The organism is Methylobacterium sp. J-043 (assembly GCF_022829505.1).
GTDB classification, from domain to species: Bacteria; Pseudomonadota; Alphaproteobacteria; order Rhizobiales; family Beijerinckiaceae; genus Methylobacterium; species Methylobacterium extorquens_A.
In genome coordinates this window covers 208802-229961 of record NZ_JAKSYB010000028.1, presented here as the reverse complement: position 1 = coordinate 229961, position 21160 = coordinate 208802, and the positions used below count along the sequence as shown (strand labels likewise).

The 21160-nt window shown below is 69.4% G+C and carries 15 protein-coding genes; 5 read left to right on the top strand and 10 right to left on the bottom strand.

Features of this window, described 5'->3' with window-relative positions:
• Positions 1 to 127: 127 nt before the first annotated feature.
• Together MKK50_RS05100 and MKK50_RS05095 are read left to right on the top strand one after the other, a co-directional pair.
• Positions 128 to 943, top strand: coding sequence for a class II glutamine amidotransferase (locus tag MKK50_RS05100; protein WP_499020854.1), 816 nt, complete (start codon positions 128 to 130; stop codon positions 941 to 943).
• Between the two features lie 248 nt (positions 944 to 1191).
• Complete coding sequence (locus MKK50_RS05095; RefSeq protein WP_003604688.1) at positions 1192 to 1926, top strand: sigma-70 family RNA polymerase sigma factor; 735 nt, start codon at positions 1192 to 1194, stop codon at positions 1924 to 1926.
• A 739-nt stretch (positions 1927 to 2665) separates the two neighbouring features.
• On the opposite strand, the gene MKK50_RS05090 is transcribed toward MKK50_RS05095, so the two are convergent.
• The gene (locus tag MKK50_RS05090) at positions 2666 to 3196 is read right to left on the bottom strand and encodes a Ros/MucR family transcriptional regulator (RefSeq protein ID WP_253369059.1); all 531 of its coding nucleotides are present in this window, start codon (positions 3194 to 3196) and stop codon (positions 2666 to 2668) included.
• Between the two features lie 370 nt (positions 3197 to 3566).
• Positions 3567 to 3965: a hypothetical protein gene (locus MKK50_RS05085; protein WP_499020852.1), complete on the bottom strand. Its 399-nt coding sequence runs from the start codon at positions 3963 to 3965 to the stop codon at positions 3567 to 3569.
• 236 nt (positions 3966 to 4201) lie between these two features.
• Between MKK50_RS05085 and MKK50_RS05080 the strand changes: the two genes are divergently transcribed.
• Positions 4202 to 5377 carry a vWA domain-containing protein gene (locus MKK50_RS05080; RefSeq protein ID WP_499020851.1) on the top strand — a complete coding sequence of 392 codons (1176 nt, stop codon included), beginning with the start codon at positions 4202 to 4204 and terminating at the stop codon, positions 5375 to 5377.
• A gap of 210 nt (positions 5378 to 5587) precedes the next feature.
• Here MKK50_RS05080 and MKK50_RS05075 read toward each other — a convergent pair whose 3' ends face one another.
• The 3 genes from MKK50_RS05075 to MKK50_RS05065 form a co-directional block, all read right to left on the bottom strand.
• Positions 5588 to 6037, bottom strand: coding sequence for a hypothetical protein (locus MKK50_RS05075; protein WP_499020849.1), 450 nt, complete (start codon positions 6035 to 6037; stop codon positions 5588 to 5590).
• An 18-nt stretch (positions 6038 to 6055) separates the two neighbouring features.
• A complete protein-coding gene (locus MKK50_RS05070; protein ID WP_253369051.1) occupies positions 6056 to 6376 on the bottom strand; it encodes a 2Fe-2S iron-sulfur cluster-binding protein in 321 nt (106 codons plus the stop codon).
• A gap of 212 nt (positions 6377 to 6588) precedes the next feature.
• Positions 6589 to 6948 carry an Hpt domain-containing protein gene (locus MKK50_RS05065; protein ID WP_499020847.1) on the bottom strand — a complete coding sequence of 120 codons (360 nt, stop codon included), beginning with the start codon at positions 6946 to 6948 and terminating at the stop codon, positions 6589 to 6591.
• 360 nt (positions 6949 to 7308) lie between these two features.
• On the opposite strand from MKK50_RS05065, the gene MKK50_RS05060 reads away from it, so the two are divergent.
• Positions 7309 to 15540: an apolipoprotein A-IV repeat region-like domain-containing protein gene (locus MKK50_RS05060; RefSeq protein ID WP_499020846.1), complete on the top strand. Its 8232-nt coding sequence runs from the start codon at positions 7309 to 7311 to the stop codon at positions 15538 to 15540.
• A gap of 151 nt (positions 15541 to 15691) precedes the next feature.
• On the opposite strand, the gene MKK50_RS05055 is transcribed toward MKK50_RS05060, so the two are convergent.
• The 3 genes from MKK50_RS05055 to MKK50_RS05045 form a co-directional block, all read right to left on the bottom strand.
• The gene (locus MKK50_RS05055; RefSeq protein WP_253369046.1) at positions 15692 to 16321 is read right to left on the bottom strand and encodes a helix-turn-helix domain-containing protein; all 630 of its coding nucleotides are present in this window, start codon (positions 16319 to 16321) and stop codon (positions 15692 to 15694) included.
• Positions 16322 to 16543: 222 nt separating this feature from the next.
• Complete coding sequence (gene thiD / locus MKK50_RS05050; protein ID WP_499020844.1) at positions 16544 to 17350, bottom strand: bifunctional hydroxymethylpyrimidine kinase/phosphomethylpyrimidine kinase; 807 nt, start codon at positions 17348 to 17350, stop codon at positions 16544 to 16546.
• Positions 17351 to 17398: 48 nt separating this feature from the next.
• Complete coding sequence (locus MKK50_RS05045; protein WP_499020843.1) at positions 17399 to 18124, bottom strand: thiamine phosphate synthase; 726 nt, start codon at positions 18122 to 18124, stop codon at positions 17399 to 17401.
• Positions 18125 to 18234: 110 nt separating this feature from the next.
• Here MKK50_RS05045 and MKK50_RS05040 point away from each other — a divergent pair, with 110 nt between their 5' ends.
• Positions 18235 to 19341: an NUDIX hydrolase gene (locus MKK50_RS05040; RefSeq protein ID WP_253369042.1), complete on the top strand. Its 1107-nt coding sequence runs from the start codon at positions 18235 to 18237 to the stop codon at positions 19339 to 19341.
• 53 nt (positions 19342 to 19394) lie between these two features.
• Here MKK50_RS05040 and MKK50_RS05035 read toward each other — a convergent pair whose 3' ends face one another.
• Complete coding sequence (locus MKK50_RS05035) at positions 19395 to 19670, bottom strand: hypothetical protein (RefSeq protein ID WP_499020841.1); 276 nt, start codon at positions 19668 to 19670, stop codon at positions 19395 to 19397.
• A 302-nt stretch (positions 19671 to 19972) separates the two neighbouring features.
• On the bottom strand, positions 19973 to 20503 hold the full coding sequence (locus MKK50_RS05030) for a Ros/MucR family transcriptional regulator (RefSeq protein ID WP_253369038.1): 531 nt from the start codon (positions 20501 to 20503) through the stop codon (positions 19973 to 19975).
• Between the last annotated feature and the right edge of the window lie 657 nt (positions 20504 to 21160).

Below are 21160 nucleotides of genomic sequence, written 5' to 3'. Positions count from 1 at the left end.
TCTCGATCCTTGTTTTGACGCGCATTCTTCCGACGAACCGGTTTCCACTTCCTCGGTATGCGCTCTAGTTTCCCCTCCCCGCCCCTCTTCGATCCCACCGCGCGCGACGCAGAAGACCCCGGCTACCATGTGCGAACTGCTCGGAATGAGCGCGAATGTGCCGACCGATATCCGCTTCTCCTTCGCCGCCCTGGCCCGGCGCGGCGGCGAGACCGGCCCGCATGCCGACGGCTGGGGCATCACCTTCTACGAGGGGCGCGGTTGCCGCTCCTTCCACGACCCCGAGCCCAGCGCACGCTCCGAACTCGCCAAGCTCCTGCGCCGCTATCCGATCAAGAGCCGCATCGTCGTGGCCCATGTCCGCAAGGCCAATCGCGGGCGCGTCAGCCTCGAGAACACCCATCCCTTCTCCCGCGAGCTGTGGGGCCGGCGCTGGACCTTCGCCCATAACGGCCAGCTCAAGGGCGTGAAGCGGCTGCCTCTCGGCCGGTTCGAGCCGATTGGCACCACCGACAGCGAACACGCTTTCTGCTGGATGCTGTCGCAGCTCCAGGAGCGCTTTCCCAAGCCGCCCCGCGCCACGACCCTGGAGGCGGCCATTGCGGGTTACGCCCGCATCCTTTCGGAGCGCGGTGTTTTCAACATGCTGCTCACCGACAGCCGCGTGCTCTACGCCCATTGCGGCAAGCGGCTCTGCTACCTCACCCGCCGGGCGCCGTTCGGCACGGCGACGCTGATCGACGAGGATTGGCGGGTCGATTTCGCTCAGGAGACCACCGAGACCGACATCGTCACCATGATCGCCACGCGGGCGCTGACCCGCGACGAGACCTGGACTGAACTGGAGCGCGGCGACACCCTCGTTCTCACCGACGGGGTGGTGCGGGTGCTGAAGGGCGCGACGCGGCAGCGTCCGATGCCGGATATCCACGGCGCGGCCTGAGGGCGATCGATCGGAAAAAGCGGATGGACCTGCCGATTTGCCGCATTCACGCGGCAGGATCGGCGAATCATCTCACTCTTTGGGGCGACAGCCTACCGTCCCGTGTGCAAGCGTGGCAGTATTTCGCGTGGCGCGGGTGTGCTGGATCGGAGCGATGCGCTACAGCTATGTTAAGGGCCGTGCCGGGGCCTGCCCCGCGTGCTGCACTGCACCGTCTCTGCCGAAAAGTCCCGATCGCGAAGTGCCCGATGCGTAACGATACCGAAGCGACCCTGGATCGTCCCGCGATGACAGACGGCCGTCCCAAACTTTCCGACTCGATCCGCAGCCATCTCGGCGATCATCTGCGCAGCGTGTACGACACGCTCGGCGCCGGCGAGGACACGCCGTCCCGCTTCTCCGAGCTGATCGGCAAGCTCGAAGCGGCCCTCAAGGCTCAGGGCGAGCGGATCGATCCCGAATTCCGCAACGGCCTGCTCTCCGCGGTGCCGTCCCTGCGCGCCTTTGCCCTGTCGCTGACCTCGAACCCGGCGCGCTCCGACGACCTCGTGCAGGACACCCTGCTCAAGGGCTGGCAGCACCGCGCCCGCTTCCAGCCGGGCACGAACCTCAACGCATGGCTCTTCACGATCCTGCGCAACATCTTCTACTCGGATCACCGCAAGCGCGTGCGCGAGGTCGAGGATCAGGACGGTTCCTACGCCGCGCGCCTCGCCACCGCGCCGCATCAGGGCGACCGGCTCGACGTCGAGGATCTGCAGACGGCGCTGGCCAAGCTGCCGCCGGACCAGCGCGAGGCCCTCGTGCTGGTGGGTGCGGAGGGTGTCTCCTACGAGGAGGCGGCGACCATCATGGGCTGCAAGGTCGGCACGGTGAAGAGCCGCGTCAGCCGCGCCCGCGGCCGCCTCGCCGAACTCCTCGGGTATGACGAGGAGGACCTCTCCTCCGACCGTCTCATCCAGTCGGCGATGCCCGACGCCTGATCGTTTGCTCGACGGGCGCCGGTGCCGTTGTTGCGTCACCCTGATGTCTGTCCGAGTGAAAGCCGATCCGTGGCCTTCGCCGGCTGATCGAGTCCCGATGCTGTCCGGAAGCCAAATCCAGGAGAGCGGGATGTCTCAAGTCTTGCTGCGTCGTTGGTCGAAAGCCATCCGTCCATCGCGCAGGACGATGATCTGAAGGACGTTCTGGAGATCCGCCCGATCGGCATCCGATTGGATCGCCTCGGGATGGACGCCGTGGGGCGAAATCAGAAGCCATCGATCGAAAATCGTATGACGCGGAGGTCCGGGAGCCGGCATCGCCGGGCTGGTCGCGTCGGATCGTACGCGACGATCTGAGCGACCTTGGGAGGTTTCGAGTCCGGCATCCGTACCGGGTGCTCCGGCGCAGAAGTTCGACGTCCCCGCCCGCCTAGCAGAATGCGGGTGCCGCGCGGTCCTGTCGTGTCGGGGCCCTGTTTCGCGAAAGAGCGCGTTCCGCAATCGGCGCGCCGCGTCTTACGCGTGCGGTCTGCAGCGAGCAGAAGACGGCAGGCCACGGGGAAGCCGAGCGCGTCAACGGCGAGACGCTGCCGCTGCGAGCCTTCCATGTGATCCATTGAGAGCCGTAGGCAGGCCCGGCGGCCTTTCGATCGGCCGGGACCGTCGCTGCGCGGACCAACGTCAACGCACCAGAGCCGGCCGGCGGAGTCCGATGACTCCGCCGGCGCGGCATCGATCCTCAGGCAGCCTTGCGGCGCCCGCCGGTCTTGCGGCCTTCCGCGGCGGTCTTGCGGCGCGGCTCGGGGGCTGCTTCCGCCACCACCTCATCGACCGGCTCCGCGGTCTTCGCCGAGGATTTGCGGCGCTGCTGACCGAGGCCGAGATCCTTGGCGAGGGCAGAGCGCGCGGCCGAATAGTTGGAGGAGACCGTCGGATAATCGGCCGGCAGGCCGTAGCGGCGGCGGTAGCCCTCGATGTCGAGGCCGTGCGTGGTCAGGTGCCGCTTAAGCGTCTTGTAGGGCTTGCCGTCGATGAAGGAGATCAGGGCATCTGGCGTGATCGACTTCTTGATCTGTGCCGGTGTCGCCCGCTCGACTTCTTCTTCCTTGGGCGCCTGCGGGGCCGACAGGGCGACGAGGGCGGCATGAACCTGAACAATCAAACCCGCGAGTTCGGGCGATGGCAGAGAGTTGTTGGAGACATAAGCCGAGACGAGATCGGCAGCGAGCTCGATACGGTCGTGTTGCGAGACCTGACTGTTATCCGACATTGTAAATGATCCTATTTTCCCCTCGTTCTTGTGAGCTAAAAGGATCTAGAAAAGATTCAAGTCCGTTTTGCACCATTTGCCCGGAAAACGACTGCAAAATCGGGAAAAACCACGATTTGGCTGCTATTGCGAACGATCAGTCCGGATCAGACAGCAGGTTGGGATCTCTCCAGGTGGTGCACGCAAGCTGAGGTTCGATCAAAGGCACGATGAGGGGCGCTTGATTCGTCCGTTCAACAAAGTGTGAGAGGTCAGTCCGAGCTGACCAGCGATCTCGGCAGGTCGAGCCCGCCGGCTTTCATGATCACGGCAGATCCGCGACCGTTCGGCCCCGCCGTGACGGCCGAACTCTATGGGTCGGAGCCTGCAGTTATAGCCCCGGTAGCATCGCCTCATCGTCTCCGCGCTTGGCGGCGGAGCGGCGTTGCCCGCTCTGCTGAAGCAGAGTGCAGCGATAGACCACCGCGTCGGGCGGGCCGAGGGCGGCGTTGAGCGGAACCGTGACGGTGTCGCCCGAGAAGCGCCAGTGTCGGGTGCCGCGATCCCAGTACAGCCACACGGTGCTATCATGGCCCTTCACGTCGAACACGGCGGCCTTCTTCGACATCGCCCGAAGGGTTCGCGGCTCGTAGAGGCCCTTGCGGCGATAGGCGGCGCGGGACTCGGCGTCCTGACGATCGACGAAGGTGTTCTGGACGATCTGCAGGGTCGCTCCGGGTTTGCGGAGGAATTTCTTGAAATCGCTCAGGGATCGCAAGACCACGGGCATGGGGTCCTTCCCATCGTCAAGTCACGAACGCGTCGTGCATTGTGCGATGCATCTTACGTCCGTTGAGATGACGGCTCTTCCTTCCGCACAAAGGCGATCCCGGGTGATATCCACCGGAAAGCGCCGCTGTCCACAGGAGCGGCGACCGGCCCGGTTGTTCCGGGGACCGCGGCACGCCCGGCCCCGGTGTCCGGCATCGGCTTGACCCGCAGGCCGGGCTCGGGCGTTTAGGCCTCATGCTGCTCCAATTCTTTACGGGCCTGCGCGAGGCCCGCGTACCGGTGTCCCTGCGCGAATACCTCACCCTGCTCCAGGCGATGGAGCGCGACCTCGCGGACAAGCGCGTGGAGGAGTTCTACTTCCTCGCCCGCACCGTGCTGGTGAAGGACGAGTCCAACCTCGACCGGTTCGACCGGGTGTTCGCCTCGGTCTTCAAAGGGCTGGAAACGCTGGGCGAGGCGGTCGAACCCGCTGCCATCCCCGAGGAATGGCTGCGCAAGCTCGCGGAGAAGTATCTCTCGGAGGATGAGAAGGCCGAGTTGAAGGCGCTGGGCTGGGACAAGCTGTTCGAGACGTTGAAACAGCGCCTCGCCGAACAGAAGGAGCGCCATCAGGGCGGGTCGAAATGGATCGGAACCGGAGGCACCTCACCCTTCGGCGCCTACGGCTACAATCCGGAGGGAATCCGTATCGGCCAGGACGGCAACCGCAACTTCCGTGCAGTCAAGGTCTGGGACCGGCGCGAGTTCAAGGATCTCGACGATTCACGCGAACTCGGCACCCGCTCCATGCGGGTGGCGCTCCGCCGCCTGCGCCGCTTCGCCCGCATGGGGGCAGCGGACGAGCTCGACCTCGACGGCACCATCCGCGAGAGCGCCCGCAAGGGCTTCATCGACGTGCGGCTGCGCCCGGAGCGGCGCAACGCCGTGAAGGTGTTGCTCTTCCTCGATGTCGGGGGATCGATGGACTGGCATGTCGAGTTGGCCGAGGAGCTGTTCTCGGCCGCGCGCTCCGAGTTCAAGCACTTCGCGCATTTCTACTTCCACAACTGCCCCTACGAGGCGGTGTGGACCGAGAACCACCGCCGCCACGACGAGCGGATCCCGCTCCTCGACGTGATCCGTACCTATCCCTCCGACTACCGCGTGGTGTTCGTGGGCGACGCTTCCATGAGCCCCTACGAGATCGCCCATTCCGGCGGTTCGGTGGAGCATTGGAATGAGGAGGCGGGCGAGGTCTGGCTCGGCCGTGTGCTCGCTCACTTCCCGAAGGCGGTCTGGCTCAATCCCATTCCGGCCGAGCACTGGGCCCACACCCACTCCATCGGCATGGTCCGCCGGATCTTTTCGCAGCGGATGTTCCCGCTGACGCTTGAAGGGCTGGACGGAGCGATGCGGGCGCTGCTGCGGTAGAGCGCTTTCCGATGAAGTGTTCGCCGGTCCGTCGAAGAAAGCGCGGCAAAACAAGACGATAGAGCATCGTCCCGAAAGGTGGCTACCGGCTTTCGGAAAAGACGATGCCAAAACAAGAACCTAGAGCATCGTCCTGGATCCGATATCGAGGACGATGCTCTAGAGGCGTGATCCGACCCAATGTGGTTGGGCATGGCTCGAGAGGGCGTTTCAGCCGTGCCGCCGGCCGCCGTGCGAGGCGGCCCGGACGGCGGTCAGGGCCGCGACGAGGACGGCCAGTGGCGGGAGCCCGTAGAGGCTGCCGATCAGGACATGCTCCGGTTCGAACCGTGCCTCGGTGTGGTCGGCGCCGCAGGGCGAGAGGCCGAGCAGGAGTGTATTCTGCACCAGGGTGGCGTTCATCAGCATGGCGAGCGCCGCAAGGCCGGCCAGGACGAGGCTCGATAGTCCGATCACGGCAAGGCCGCCCGTTCTACGGCTGGCCCGCCCGCGCTGCGCCGCTTGCCATGTGAGCGCGAACGAGCCCGCCACGAAGGGCTGACTGAGGAACGTGCCGGTCAGGAACGGATCGGTGTCGTTCTGCGTGCAGGTCCCGGTATAGCCCAGCCCCTGCAGGAGCGGCACGGGCAGGAACAGCAGGAGAGCGAGAACGGCTGCCAAGAGAGCGAGGGGCGTGCCTCAGCCCTGGCGGGCCGGGGTCGTCACGACGAGGCCGTCGAGTTCGGGCGTCACGCGGATCTGGCAGCACAGGCGCGAGGTCGCGCGCACGTCGGAGGCGAAGTCGAGCATGTCCTGCTCCATCGGCTCCGCCGGCCCGACCTTTTCGGCCCAGGCCTCGTCGACGTAGACGTGGCAGGTCGCGCAGGCGCAGGCCCCGCCGCACTCGGCATCGATGCCCGGAACGTTGTTGCGGATCGCCGTCTCCATGACGGTCGAGCCGACCTGACCGTCGATCGTGCGGGCCGTGCCGGCGTGATCGACGTAGGTGATCTTGGGCATACCTTGCTCCGGGACGTGTCGGCGTCCGCCTTCGATCCTTCAGGGGGCGGCGTGGCGCCTGCTTGCGGGTGGCGGAGTGAGAAAGCAAGCGGGAAGCCGGCGCTTTTCCGTCGCGCCGCCGCTGCAGATGCCCCCCGTCCGTTGGCCGGGTGGCGGAGCCGGCGCGGCGGCGGTCTTTCCGCCGCAGGCATCGAGGGCCGAAACGCAGCTCCTCACATCGCCCGGTCGAGGGCGGCGAGCGCTTCCAGCGTCTCGGCGACGGCGCACCGGAGCGCCTGGAGGTCGGCCCCGTCTCCCGCGCGCGTGGTCGCTTCGCGCAACCCGGTCTCGACGGCGCCGCTCGCCTCGGCCACCCGCATCGCCCCGACCCCGAGAGCCGCACCCTTGAGGGTGTGGGCGAGGTCGGCCCGCTCCTCGGCCGGACGGCTCGCCGCCGCCAGCGCCGGCAGGAGCCGGCGGCACTGATCCTCGAACAGGCTCAACACCTCGCGCGCGAGGTCGGCATCGCCGAAGGTCTGCGCATCGAGGTGGGCACGGTCGAGCAGGGGCGCACGCTGTATCTCGAGGTCCACGTTCGTCCTCATCGTCTGCTTTGACATATGTGCTCGGGATGAAACGGCCGCTCCACCCGCCCGGCTCCCGCGAAAGAGGCGCGGCGCGGCGACCTGCCTGTGGGCCGCGCTGGCTATCCACAGCCCAGGCCGGTTTGGGCCGTACCCGTTTAAAGCTGCAAGCGTCAGAACTTGGGGCGAATGCCGGATCGCGGGACCCGGCTTGGTAACCATTCCGTTAAGGTTTCTTGGGTGCGCCGGGCCGATTGGGTATCGGGGGCATCATCCAAGGGACTAAGATCCCGTGAGACGTCGGGTAAATCCGTCTCCATTGCGGAGGGCGCGAGCTCTGCACTGGATGGCGATGCGTACGAGGGTTGCATGGCCACCGAGAAGAAGCTGAAGGATCCGGCGGAGGCGGCACTCTCCGCGATCGAGCAGGCTTTGAATCTGGACATTCCGGCGCCGGGCGACACTGCCCGCGTCGAGCCGCGGCTGCCCGATGTCGGAGACGGCGATCCGCTGGCCGATCCGTTCTCCGAGGCCGGGGGGCGCCGCACCCCGACCCTCGACATCGATCCCGCCGCGTCCGATCTGCCGCTGCCCGAGCGCGGGCGCTCGCGCCGCGAGGGCGGGCTCCTGCCGCCCGACCGCTCGCTGGTGGCGAACGACGACCGCCAGAACATCGGCATCCTGCAGCAGACGCTCCGGGTGCGGCCCTCGCGCAAGCCGTACCTCGTCGCGGCCATCGCGTCGTTCTTCTGGCTCAACGGCCTCGTGGCGCTGGCCTGGAACCAGTCCGGCGGCGACCTGAAGACGTTCGTCACCGGGCTCACCGCGCTCCAGGCGGCGGTGGTAGCCACCGCCATCGCCGGGCCGATCGTGCTGTTCCTCATCACGGCGATGCTGGCCGTGCGCGCCCACGAGATGCGCCTCGTCGCCCGCGCCGTCGGCGAGGTGGCGATCCGGTTGGCCGAGCCCGAGAGCTTCTCGACCGACGCGGTGCTGACCATGTCGCAGACCGTGCGTCGCGAGGTCGCCGCCGTCGGCGATGGCGTGGAGCGGGCGCTGGCCCGCGCGGGCGAACTCGAAACGCTGGTGCGCGGCGAGATCTCGACCCTGGAGCGGGCCTATTCCGACAACGAGATCCGCATCCGCAGCCTGGTCGATGAGCTGATCGCCCAGCGCGAGTCCATCGTCGGCAGCGCCGACCGGGTGCGCGGAGCGATCGCCGGCTCGCACGAGAACCTGTCGAGCGAGCTGGAGGGCGCGGCCGAGCGCATCGTCGCCGCCATCAACGGCGCGGGCGAGCGCGTGACCGGGGCGCTCGACGCCCGCGGCACCGCGATCACCGAGGCGCTCAGCGAGGTCGGCGAACGGGTGGTCGGCAACGTCTCGACCCGCGGCGACGATCTGGTCCGCCAGCTCACCGCTACCAGCGAAGGCGTGCGCGGCGGCCTCGAAGAGATCGGCAACAGCCTCACCAGCGCGCTGCAGCAGCGTGCCGACGCGGTGACGCAGGCCTTCGAGCGCACCAGCGGGGCGCTCACCCGCACGCTCGCCGACAACGCGGGCGCCGTCGCCCAAAGCCTGTCCGAGACCGGCACCGGCCTGATCGAGGCGCTCGATCGCCAGGGCGGCGCCGTGCGCGAGACCTTCGAGCGTTCGACGAAGGGCCTGGAAGAGGCCTTCCTGTCGCGCGGGACCGAGCTGACCGAGCGCTTCGCCCAGACCGGCGGCGCCATCACCGCGCGCTTTGCCGAGACCGGCGAGGGCCTAAGCCGCACCTTCGCCGCCACCGGCGCGGCGATCTCCGAGGACATCGCCGTCCGCGGTGCCTCGCTGCGCACCGAGATCGAGGCGGCCGGCACCGGCGTCTCCGAACTGATCGAAGGACGCGGGCGCGACGCGCAGGCCGCCCTGGCGCTCGCCGCCGGCAGCGTGGCCGATGACTTTTCCACCCGCATCGACCGGGTCCGCGACGCGTTCCTGGCTTCCGCCACCCACGCGGCCGAGACCATGGACGGCCGCGGCCTTGAACTCGCCGCCCGTATCGAGACGGCGGCGTCGCGCGTCGATGATGTCATCGCCGTCCAGGGCGGGGCGCTCGCCTCGAACCTCGACACGGCGGGCGAGCGTGTCGCCGGCCTGATGACCGAGCGGGCGGCGCAGGCCGCCGCCACCGTCGAGCAGGCTCTGGCCGGGCTCGGCGCCAGCTTTGCCGCCAACGCGAACGGCAGCGCCGAGAGCTTGCGCGAGGCCGTGGCCCGCCTGGGCGAGGATCTCGACGCCCGGACCGTTGCGGCCCATGACGGCATTCGCCGCAGCACGGAGACCGCGACCGCGTCCGTCGGCGCCAGCGTCGAGGCGCTGGAGCGCCGCCTGCGCGAGGCCGCCGAGGCCATGAGCGGCCTGCTCGCCGAGCGCGTCGTGGAATCGACCGCGCGGATGCTGCACGTCGCCGAGGAGACCTCGGGGGCCGCCCAGGCGCAGAGTGCTGCCGTCACCACCCGCTTCGCCGAGGCCGCCGAGGCGCTGCGCCGCGCCGCCGACGAGGCCGCCGCCGCCGTCGAGAACCGTTCGAACGATGTGGTGGGCCGGTTCCAGGCCGCCGCCGAGCGTGTCGGGGGCGAACTCGGCAGCCGCAGCGAGGGCGCGTCGCAGGCGCTTCACGCCGCGATTCAGCGGATGGCCGACGAGCTGTCGGCCCGCAGCGCCGAGGCGACCGGTGCCCTGGCGCTCGCCGCCGCCCATGCCGGTGGCGAGATCGGCAACCGCACCGACCAGTCGATGCACGCGCTCCAGGATCTCCTGCGGCAGGTGGCCGACGAGATTTCCGTGCGCGGCGCGGAGGCCAGCGTCGCGCTGTCGCTGGCAGCGGCCCAGGCCGGTGGCGAGATCGGCAGTCGTGCCGACCAGTCGGCGCAGGGTCTGCGCGACCTGCTGCGGCAGGTGCAGGACGAGATCGACGGCCGCACCGCTGAGGTGACGGATGCGCTGGCGCGGACCGCCGAGCGGGTCGGCGGCGAAGTCGGCACCCGCACCGAGGAATCGCTGCGTGCCTTGCGTGAGACGCTGGGCCGGATCGGCGACGAACTGTCCGCCCGCGGCGCCGAGACCACCGCGGCCCTGGCCCGCGCGGCGGAGCAGGCCGGCGGCGCGGTCAACAGCCGCACCGAGGCGTCGCTGCGCAGTCTGCGCGATGCCCTGGCCCAGATCGGCGAGGAGCTGTCGGCTCGCAGCGCCGAGGCCACCGCGGCCCTGGCGCGCGCCGCCGAACAGGCCGGCGGCGAGGTCGGTGGCCGCACCGAGGGCGCTCTGGAGGCCCTGCGCGAGACGCTGCGCCGTCTCGGCGACGAGGTCGCCGCCCGCGGCGAGGCCACGGCACAGGCGCTGTCGCGAACCGCGGAGGGGGTCGGCTCCGAGCTGGAGACCCGTCTGGGGACCCTGGAGGACAGTTTCGGCCGCCATGGCCGGGGCGCCGCCGCGCTCATCGCCAGCCAATCCGACGAGGCTCAGGCCCGCCTCGAAGGCACCAGCCGCGAGGTCGTGCTCGCCATTGCCGGCCACGTTTCGCAAGTCGGCGACACGCTGCACCGGAGCCACGCCGCCTTCGTCGAGACCGCTGACAACCGCACCCGCGCGGTGGAGGAGGCGCTGGGCAACCGGCTCGCCGCTCTGCAAGAGACCATCGCCCGCGGCGACATCCTCGCCGACCGGATCGCCGACAACGCGCAGGCGCTCGGCGACACCCTGGATTCGCGCCTCAGCGAGATCGACCGGATCATCGCTGTGCAGGGCAATGCGCTCGCCGACTCCCTGGCCGAGCGTGCCCGCCTTGCCGGCGAGACCGTCGAGGCGCGCATCGGCGAGATGGAATCCCTCTCCGCCCGCCGCGCCGCCGAGATCGGCGAGAGCTTCGCCACGCTCGTCGGCCATGTCGACACCCGTCTGGGCGCCCGCGCCAACGCCCTCAACGAGGTGCTGGTGACCCGTGCTTCCGAGATCGCCCGCACGCTGGATGAGGGCAACCGCATCCTCACCGACGCCCTCGACCGGCGTATCGAAGGCTCCGCGCAGGACATCGCCAACCGTGGCCGCTCCGTGGGCGACGTTCTCGCCACCCGCGCTGCCGAGATCGCCGAGCGGCTCGAGCGCACGACCCAGGACCTCGCCCGCCGCCTCGACGAGGGTGCCGAGCGCCTCGATACCGGCGTGGTCGCGCGCCTCGACGCCCTCAGCGGCACGCTGGAGGAGCGCACCCGCCACCTCGACGAATCCTTCGGCATCCAGGCCCTCGAAGCGGTTCGCCTGATCGAGAGCCGCACTCGCACCATCGACGGCGAATTGACCGGCCGCATCCGTGACCTCGTCGCCCTGCTCGAGCGCCGCAGCGGTCTCGCCGTCGAGGCTTTGGGCGGCCATGTCGAGGCCATCGCCCGCCTGTTCGACGAGCGGGCCGAAAGCCTCAACCACCTGTTCGACGAGCGCGGCGGCGCGCTCGCCGCCGACCTCGACCAGCGCGGACGCGTGGCCGTCGAGGGCCTTGAAGGCCGCCTCGCCGACATCACCCAGGCCCTGGAACAGGGAGGCGCATCGCTTGGCGCCCTGCTCGACCGCCGCGGCACCGCCTTGCTCGCGACCCTGCGCGACCTCATGGGGCAGGTCGATGGCCTGCTCGGCGAGGGCACCGGCCGCCTCGGCCACGTCTTCGAGACCCAGGCCGGCGAGATCCGCACCTTGCTCGACAGCCGCGCGGACGATCTGCGCGGCCTGATGGAGGGCAGCGCCGGCCGCGTACGCGGCGAGCTCGAAGCCGGCCTCGGCAGCTTCGAGACCGTGCTGGAAGAGCGCCTGCGCACGGTGCGTGATCTGCTCGACGCCCGCAGTGCCGAAATCCGCGACACCTTCGACCACCGCACCGACGACCTGCGCGGCCTGATGGAGGGGGGTGCCGGCCAGGTGCGCGGCGCGTTCGACACGAGCCTCGGTGCCCTGGAGACGGTGCTGGAGGAGCGCCTGCGCACGGTGCGTGACCTGCTCGACAGCCGCAGCAGCGAGATCCGCGACACCCTCGACAGCCGCACCGGCGAGCTGCGCGGCCTCGTGGACGGCAGCGCCGGCCATGTCCGCGGCGAGTTCGAGACCGGGCTCGGCGCCCTGCGCGCCGCCCTGGAGGAGCCGGCCCGCACGGTGCAGGACCTGCTCGACAGCCGCGCGGGCGAGATCCGCGCCATGCTCGACGCTCGCAACGACGACCTGCGGACCACCTTCGAGGAGCGGGCGCGGACGGTTCAGGACATCCTCGATCACCGCACGGGTGAGATCCGCGGGCTGCTCGACGGCCATGCCGGCCGCCTCGACGAGGGCTTCCAGGGCCGCATCCTGCCGCTTCAGGCGGCTTTGACCGAGGGCGCGCGCCTGTTCGTCGAGACGCTGGAGAGCGGCATCGGTCGCGCTGCCGGCGAGGTGGATGCCCGCACCCGCGGTCTCGCCCACCTGTTCGACGAACGCCTCGGCGTCCTCGGCGACATCGTGGACGGGCGCGGCCAGCAGGTCGCGCAGACCGTCGAGACGCGGGCGCAGGAGCTGCGCGCCCTGTTCGACGAGATCCACGCCACCCTCGGTGCCCTGGTCGATGAGCGCTCGACGACGCTGACCGGTCGCCTCGAGACCCAGACCCAGGCGCTGGCGGCGGTGTTCGACGAGCGGATGCGGAGTCTCGACGGGCTCGTCGAGAGCCGCGGCGGCGACTTCGCGCGGCTCGTGGAGAACCAAGCGGCCACCCTTTCGCAGACCGTCGAGACTCGCAGCGAGGACTTCACCGCCCGCATCGACGCCCGCCTGCGCGCCTTCGCCACCGTGGTGGCGAACCGGGCCAATGCGTTGGCCGACGCCTTCGACGAGCGCCAGGACGCGTACGGCGCGCAGATCGATGGCGGCACGGCCCGCATGGTCGCGGCGCTCGACGAGCGCGCACGCCAGCATGCGGCCCAGTTCGAGACGGTCGAGGAGCGCCAGAAGGCGGTCGCGGCGCTGATCGAAGAGGGGACGGCCCGGATCGCGGCGACGCTGGACGAGCGCGCCCGGCAGCAATCCGCCTTCGCCGAGGCCTTCGACGGCCAGCGGGACGCCTATGCCAGCGTGATCGAGCAGGGCACCGCCCGGATGGTCGCCGTACTCGAAGAGCGGGCGCGCCGCCACGCCGCGCAGGCGGAGACGGTGGAGGAGGGTCAGCGGGCCGTCGCGGCACTGATCGAGGAGGGTACCGCCCGTATGGTTGCGGCTCTCGACGAGCGGGCCGGGCGGCAGGCCGCCTTTGCCGAGACCCTCGACGGGCAGCGGGAGGCCTATGCGAGCGTGATCGAGGAGGGCACCGCCCGGATGGTCGCTGCTCTCGACGAGCGTGCCCAGCGGCAGGCTGCCCTCACCGAGGCTTTCGACGGGCAGCGCGAGGCGTATGCCAGCCTGATCGAGCAGGGCACCGCCCGCATGGTCTCCGCATTGGAAGAGCGGGCCCGCCGCCACGCGGTGTTGGCCGACGCGTTCGATCGCCAGAAGGAAGCCTACGCGGCGCTCATCGACGGCGGCACCGCCCGGATGGTTGCGGCCCTGGACGAGCGTGCCGAGCGGCAGGCTGCCCTGGCGGAGACCTTCGACGAGCGCCAGAACGCCTACGCGGCGCTCGTGGACGATGCCATCGCCGGGATGGGCCGGATGCTGGAGGAGCGCGCCCGCCGTCACGCCGCCGAGGTCCGGGCCCGCGCCGACGCGCTGGCCGAAACGATGGATCAGCGCAACGGCGCGCTCGCCCGCATGATCGACGGACCGGCTGCGGCGCTCGCCGACGCGTTGGCTGAGCGCGAGCAGGCCCTCGACCGGCTCATCGCCGACAAGGGTGCCCCGCTGGTCGAGGCCCTGCGCGAGCGCACCGATGCCATCGTCGTCCGCACTGTGGAGTCGGCCAAGGCCCTGCGCGCGGCGCTGGACGAGGGCGCGGCGGCCTCTGCCGACACCGTCGCCCAGGCGCATGAGCGCGTCCGCCGCGACGTCGCCGGCTTCCTCACCCGGATCGAGAACGCCAATGACGGGCTGAAGGACCTCGTCGGCGGCGCCTCGGAGAACTTCGGCGCCATCGAGCAGGGGCTCGCGGCCCGCGTCGAACAGATACAGTCGGCCCTCGACCGGATCGCCGCCGACACGGCGCAGGCCTCCGACCGGGTCTCGACCCAGGTCGTGGCGCTGCGCGAGGCCTCGCAGGGGGCGCTCGCCCAAGCCTCCGACCTCGCCGAGACGCTGGATGCCCGGGGCAAGGCGCTGGTGGAGCGCACCGGCACCCATGTCGGTGCCCTGTCCGAGGCCGCCGGCACCCTGGAAGCGGTGGAAGGCCGGCTCGCCGAGAGCCTGTCGAGCCGGCAGGCCATGGTCGAGGCGGTGCTGTCGCGCCTCGAGGAGCGCAGCCAGGCCATCGAGGCCCAGACCGGCCGCTTCGGCAGCGTGGTCGAGGAGACGCTGCGCGCAGCCGAGGCCCGCGCCCGCGAACTCAGCGAGAGCGTCGCCCGCGCGGCCCGCGAGGCCGGGACCGCGGTGGCGGGCGATTTCGAGCGCCTGCGCAGCGGCGCGGACACGGAGAGCGCCCGCACGGCGGAAGCGGTGCGCAGTGCCATCGAGGAGGCCTCTGCCAAGATGATGCAGAGCTTTGCCGCCGCCTCCGGCCAGTTCGGCGATTCGGTCACGCGGATGAACGCGATGGCTGCCGAGATCCGCCGCGAACTCGACGCCACCCGCGCCGACCTGCAGCGCGGCGTTCTCGACCTGCCCCGCGAGACGCAGGATGCGACGAGCGAGATGCGCCGCGTCGTGGCCGAACAGATCGACGCGCTGAACGAGCTGTCCGCCCTGGTGGCCCGCTCGAACCGCTCGGTCGATGTCGCCCAGCCGGCGGCGCAGGCCCGCGGGGCCGAGCAGCGCCGCACGGCCGAGGCCGGCCGCGGCGTGTCGATCGCCTCGCCCGCTCCGGCCGCTGCACCCCCACCGGCCCGTACTGCGGCTCCGACGGCGGGCCGGTCTCAGCCGGCGGCCTCCGCCCCCGTGCGTCCGGCGAGCCCGGCCGCGATCCCCGGTCCGGTCCAGGGACGGCCCGGCACCCGCGACAACCGCGGCTGGCTGTCCGATCTCCTGACTCGCGCCTCGCTCGACGACGACGGCGCCGAGGCGGTCCCCGCCCCGGCTCCGGCCGCCGCGCCCGAGGCGAAGGGACCGGTGGAGCGGATCTCGCTCGACGCGATCTCGACCGACATCGCCCGGATGGTGGATCATCAGGCTTCGGTGGAGTTCTGGCAGCGCTACCGCCAGGGCGACACCAACCTGTTCGATGGCCGCCTTTACACGACCCAGGGGCGCCAGACCTTCGAGCAGATCCAGCGCCGCTACCGGGCGGATGCCGAGTTCCGCCGCACGGTCGATCGCTATGTCGGCGAGTTCGAGCGGCTGCTCGGCGAGGTGACGAAGAACGACCGCGACACCAAGCGCGCGGACGCCTACCTCACCTCGGAGACGGGCAAGGTCTACACCATGCTGGCGCATGCCAGCGGCCGGTTCGACGAGGCCTGAGACTGATGGTTGGAGAAGGCGGGTTCGGTGTCACCGAGCTCGCCTCAAACTCGATCGACCGAAGTGACCAATGAAAAAGGCCCCCGTTGCGCTCAAGCACGGGGGCCTTTTTCGTACGATGGTGCTGCTCCGAGGGAGCGGCGGCGCCGGATCACTCCATCACGGCGGCCTTCATGATGACGACCATGGTCGCGCGGCCGGGCCCGTCGCCGAGGCAGCGGATGCTGTGGGGGCGGTCGCAACGGTAGCGCAGGGTCTCGCCGGCATTGGCCCGCTGCACCTCGCCGGCCACATCCACCTCGAAGCTGCCCTCCAGCACCGAGAGCGACTCGACCGAGCCGCGCTGGTGCGCGTCCGATTCGAGCACCCCGCCGGCATCGGCGGTGAGGTCGTACCATTGAAGCCACTCGACGGTCTTGATCCAGCCGATGATGGCAAGCCGAACCCGGCCGTCGTCCGAGACCAGCCGCGGGGTGTCGGCGCGCGAGAACCGCTCGATGAAGGGTTCCTCGTCGGAGGTCGCGAGCACCCGCTCGATCGACACGTCGAGCGCCTGGCTCAACCGCCAGATCGTCGCCAGCGTCGGATTGGTTTCGTTGCGCTCGATCTGGCTGATGATCGATTTCGCCACGCCCGATTGCTCGGCGAGTTCGGAAAGGGAGAGGTTGTAGGCCTTGCGCAGGCGCTGGATCGTCTTCCCGAGCTGGCCCGAAAGCACCTGGGCGCCGCTGACGAGATCCTTCGGCCGTCCACGCTCGAGGCTTGCCGCTATGTCCTGCATCACGTCGGTCCGCTGAAAGTGCCCGACAGAACGTGCGCGCGCCGGAAACACCCTCGCGGGCGGATCGGATCACGAAGTCTTGAGCGGGGCACCGAAAGGCGTTCCGTTATCCGAACGAGCGTTTGATCTGTCAAACGCAAAAGCCGGCGTGGGCTGATTTCGCGGGCGAGCATCGTCTTGTCCGAAAGCCGGCGGCTACCTTTCCGGACGATGCTCTGGCGCCTACTGCCAGAGCGCGAAGAAGTGGTGGAGCGGACCGTGGCCATGGCCGACCGGCACTGTGTCCGCCGCGCGGATCGCTGCCGTGACGTAGGTTTTCGCGCCTCCCACCGCCTCGGCGAGGCCCTGGCCGCGGGCGAGCCCGGCCGCCACCGCCGCGGAGAGGGTGCAGCCGGTGCCATGGTTGTTGCGGGTCTCGATGCGCGGGGCCGCGAACCGGCGCAGGGTCCCATCCGCGGCGATGAGGTGATCGACGCTTTCCCGGCCCTCGCCGTGGCCGCCCTTGATCAGCACCGCCCGCGCGCCGCGCGCCAGCAGCCGCCGTCCCTGCGCCACCGCCTCGTTCTCGTGCCCCGCTTCCCCCTCGTCGAGCAGGGTTGCGGCTTCGGGCAGGTTGGGGGTGATGACGGTGACCAGCGGCATCAGCTCGCTGCGTAAGGTTTCGACGGCTTCCTGCGAGATCAACCGGTCGCCGCTGGTAGCCACCATCACCGGGTCGAGCACCACCGGGATGCCGGGGGCGTGCCGCCGCAGACCCTCGGCCACCGCCCGGATGGTCTCGGGCCGCGAGAGCATGCCGATCTTCACCGCCCCCACCGCGAGGTCGGAGAACACCGAGTCGATCTGCGCGGCCACGAAATCGGCGGGCACGTCGTGGATCGCCTGCACCCCGCGGGTGTTCTGGGCCGTGAGTGCCGTAATGACGCTGGCGCCGTAGACGCGCAGGGCCGCGAAGGTCTTGAGGTCGGCCTGGATGCCGGCGCCCCCGCTCGAATCCGAGCCGGCAATGGTCAGGGCGATGGCAGTCATAGGCGTCTTCCCTCGTCTGTTTTTGTCGATGGTCCGCTTCTTCTGGTCTTAACGCGGGCCCGTGCTCCCGCGCTGGCCCAGCGCTTCATCGACCCGTGCAAGCAGATCCCGCGCCTTGGCTTCGGTCGCACCACCTTTGAACAGGGCTCCAATCAGGGCCACCCCGTCGGCCCCGGCCCGGATGACGGAGGCGGTGTTGCTGGCATCGATCCCGGCGATCGCGCCGAGCGGCAGGGTCTGGCCACGGGCGAGCCGGGCGCGGAACACGATCCGCTGCAACCCGTCGAGCCCGACCGGTGGGTCCGGGTTGTCCTTGCTAGTGGTGGCGAACACGCCACCGATGCAGGCGTAGTCGATGGGAAGCCGATAGAGCTCGTCGGCCTGGGCGCCGGTCTTCACGGTGAGCCCGATGATGGCGCGCGGGCCGAGCAGGCGGCGTGCATCCTCCGGGTGGAGATCCGACTGGCCGAGATGCACGCCCTCGACGCCGGCCGCCTGCGCGAGATCGACCCGGTCGTTGACGAGGAGCGGCGCGCGGCCGGCGAGGGCCTCACGGATCGCCCTGATCCGTGCGAGGGCCGCGCGGGCGTCGGTCAGATCCTTGTCGCGATATTGGAGCAGGGTGGCGCCACCGGCCACCGCCTCCGCCGCCAGGGTGGCCAGCGTGTCGGCATCGCCCCCCAGCACGCCGACATCGAGGATGCCGTAGAGGCGCAGGTCCACGGCGACGCCCGCCGACGGCCGGGACAAACCGAGCCCTGTTCCACTGCCCATGCCCGCTCCCTTCGATGAAACCGCCTTTCGATCTAGCAGGATCGTCCTGCCGCGGCGACCTTGCCGGTGACCGCCGCAGCACTCTCCTGCGGATGAGACCGGAGGTTCCGTTGACGGTGCCGGTGCCGATCCGGCAAGACCGGAATGCGGGCCGGAACCGCTTCCACCGCCGAGGGGATGCCCGAGGAGAGGGGCTGAAGGCCGACGAACGCATGAGCACGGCCGAACTGGGTGTGATAGCCGCCACGGCGGACAAGGCGACGCGCGCCGCCAGCGCTTCGTCCGTGGGGCTCGTCGCCGTGATCGTCGCGGCGACGGACGGCGAGCCGCGCGCGCTCACCGTGCAGGTCGGCGGACAGGCCGAGGGCCGCGAGAGCGCCCTGCCCGCCGGGCCGCTGGTGCCCGAGCACGCCACCCTGGAACGGGGTCTTCGCGCCTGGGTCGAGCAACAGACGCATCAGCGCCTCGGTTATGTCGAGCAGCTCTACACCTTCGGCGACCGTGATCGGGAGGGCGGGCAGCACGACGTGCATCTGCTCTCGGTGGCCTATCTCGCCCTGGTGCGCGAGCTGCGCCCGGCGGGACTTGCGGAAGCCGCATGGCGCAACTGGTACCGCTACCTGCCGTGGGAGGATTTCCGCGAGGGACGGCCCCCGGCGCTCGCCGAGATCGAGCCGCGCCTGATGGCCTGGGTCGCCGCCGCCTCCGATCCGAAGCTCCGGCGCATGCGCGAGGACCGCGTCGGGCTGAGTTTCGGGATCGGGGGCGCCTGGAACGAGGAGCGGGTTCTGGAGCGCTACGAATTGCTGTTCGAGGCCGGGTTGATCCCCGAGGCCAACGGCCAGAATGGCGCCGCCGTGCCCGACGACCTCGCGATCACCGGCCAGCCGATGGCCCACGACCATCGCCGGGTGCTCGCCACGGCGATCGGCCGCCTGCGCGGCAAGATCAAGTATCGCCCGGTGGTGTTCGAGTTGATGCCGCCGGCCTTCACGCTGCTTCAGCTCCAGCGCACGGTCGAGGCGCTCTCGGGCATTCGGCTGCACAAGCAGAACTTCCGCCGCCTCGTGGCGCAACAGGGACTCGTCGAGGAGACCGAGACGCTCACCAGCGGCAATGCCGGGCGACCGGCCCGACTCGTGCGCTTCCGCCGGGAAGTTCTCCTCGAGCGCCCCGCCCCCGGCGTTCGGCTCACACCGACGCGGCGAACGGTGTGACGCTCCGGCCTCCCACCTCCGCAAGGCTGGGATCGAGCGTCCGGGGGGATACGCTATCCCTCGAAGATGCGACCGAACTGTTCTGGGCAGCCGGCCACAAGCGTCGGCGCCAGGGGGAGGTCGGCCCGGGTGCACAGGCTGAATCCGTAATAGGGCGTCAGCATCTCGATCTCGGGCACGCAGACCCAGAGACGAACCGCCGACCCATGCTCGACCACGCTGACGAGAAGCATCCGACGCGTGCGATCGAAGGAGACCGCTTGTTCGCGAAACAGGAGTTCGACCGAACGGACGTCATCGGTCGCGACCCGCTTATGTGCCCAAAGCATCGGCAAATGCCCTCCAATTGGGCGTTTGCCGGCTCGGCATCGGTCGTTCAAGCGATCTGAACGCAGGGCAGCTGCCAGGACTGCCTGCGGATTAAGCTTTTATCGAGATCGTCTTGTGCCTTCTGGCTCGTCACGCCCGCCGCACAGCGTTGCAAAGCGCGCCGAAGCCACGCGGACGGAGCCGAGCGCCAGCGCACGGCTCCTCTGAGACCGGAGCTCCGTTGAGACGCTGGGTGCCATCGGACGCAGTCCGGGCCCGGCACCGCCGAGCCCGTGTCGACCAAGCGGATCTATACCTGGGCTCAAGCGTCCTTCTTGCGGCGCGGAGCGCGGCGCTTCTTTTCCGCAGCGGGTTCCGGCTCGGCAGCCACCGGCTCGGGTGCTGCCTCGGTTTCCGCCACCGGCTCTGCGATCCGGCGGCGCTGCTGACCCAGGCCGAGCGCACGCGCCAGCTCGGACCGCTGTTCCGAATAGCTCGCCGAGGTCATGGGGTAATCGTTGGGGAGGCCCCATTTCGCCCGATACTGTTCCGGCGAGAGACCGCGCAGGGTGAGATGGCGGCGCAGCGTCTTATAGGGCTTGCCGTCCTCGAAGCTGACCAGAAAGTCGTGGCTGATCGACTTGCGGATTTCCTGCGGCGTCGCCTTGGGCGGCCCGGTCTCCGCGGTGGGGCGGCCGCTCAGGCTGACCGAGCGAATCGCCTCGTGCACTTCCCCAAGCAGTTTCGGCAACTCGGCGCTCTGGACGTGATTGTTGCTGACATAAGCAGACACGACATCGGCCGTGAGGGTAACGAGACGGGCTGTCTCCGCATCCTGTTCACTGGTTTCCATGGTGCAATCTTCTATGAGGGGGCTTTAGCTGAATGACGGTAAGCTCAGGGCCGCGCTGGAGCAAGACATCGCGCCTGAATTCGAGCGCAGTCAGGTCGAACAGAACTGGGTGTGGCGTGTGTTTCTATGCAAATCGAATGGAAAAAACGCCGATCTCGGCCTGAGAAAAAAAAGGATTATGCCCACCTTATAGGTGATTGTGATCATCTGAATGATCTCAAGGAAATATTTCAAATGATAGAAAGTTCGTGATCGCCTTTTGGAAAATGTTGACGTTTCAAAGAGTTGAGATTTTAAAAGGTTGTCGGATTCCCTTGGCGGCATGACAGGCCTGCCGGCTAAGTGCCGATCGCGCACGCCGCGGTGCCGGAGATACGCTTCAGTTGCGACACCCTGCCGCGGGACTGCGTATTTTCTGTGGATTGCCGAAGGCTGCACCGGTTCGACTCGGAATATCCGGCGCGCGAAAGCGTCTTCCGTCAGTTCTCCACCGGTGCGGTGTGACCGTCACAGTCCTGATCCGTGAGGCTGATTGCCAAAAGACGGACGACAACCGGGCAGCCGTCCTGTCGATTGGCTGATGACGCGCGGACGATTCGGTGGAAGCGTGTTTCTACGCCAAGTTCGCGTTGTTTATGAGGTGACGCGGCCGGCTCG

What these genes read in the sequence shown, in the direction of transcription:
- MKK50_RS05100 (WP_499020854.1), top strand. Translation starts at nt 128, where the DNA reads ATGTGCGAACTGCTCGGAATGAGCGCGAATGTGCCGACCGATATCCGC.
- MKK50_RS05095 (WP_003604688.1), top strand. Translation starts at nt 1,192, where the DNA reads ATGCGTAACGATACCGAAGCGACCCTGGATCGTCCCGCGATGACAGAC.
- MKK50_RS05090 (WP_253369059.1), bottom strand. Translation starts at nt 3,196, where the DNA reads ATGTCGGATAACAGTCAGGTCTCGCAACACGACCGTATCGAGCTCGCT.
- MKK50_RS05085 (WP_499020852.1), bottom strand. Translation starts at nt 3,965, where the DNA reads ATGCCCGTGGTCTTGCGATCCCTGAGCGATTTCAAGAAATTCCTCCGC.
- MKK50_RS05080 (WP_499020851.1), top strand. Translation starts at nt 4,202, where the DNA reads ATGCTGCTCCAATTCTTTACGGGCCTGCGCGAGGCCCGCGTACCGGTG.
- MKK50_RS05070 (WP_253369051.1), bottom strand. Translation starts at nt 6,376, where the DNA reads ATGCCCAAGATCACCTACGTCGATCACGCCGGCACGGCCCGCACGATC.
- MKK50_RS05060 (WP_499020846.1), top strand. Translation starts at nt 7,309, where the DNA reads ATGGCCACCGAGAAGAAGCTGAAGGATCCGGCGGAGGCGGCACTCTCC.
- MKK50_RS05055 (WP_253369046.1), bottom strand. Translation starts at nt 16,321, where the DNA reads ATGCAGGACATAGCGGCAAGCCTCGAGCGTGGACGGCCGAAGGATCTC.
- thiD (WP_499020844.1), bottom strand. Translation starts at nt 17,350, where the DNA reads ATGACTGCCATCGCCCTGACCATTGCCGGCTCGGATTCGAGCGGGGGC.
- MKK50_RS05045 (WP_499020843.1), bottom strand. Translation starts at nt 18,124, where the DNA reads ATGGGCAGTGGAACAGGGCTCGGTTTGTCCCGGCCGTCGGCGGGCGTC.
- MKK50_RS05035 (WP_499020841.1), bottom strand. Translation starts at nt 19,670, where the DNA reads ATGCTTTGGGCACATAAGCGGGTCGCGACCGATGACGTCCGTTCGGTC.
- MKK50_RS05030 (WP_253369038.1), bottom strand. Translation starts at nt 20,503, where the DNA reads ATGGAAACCAGTGAACAGGATGCGGAGACAGCCCGTCTCGTTACCCTC.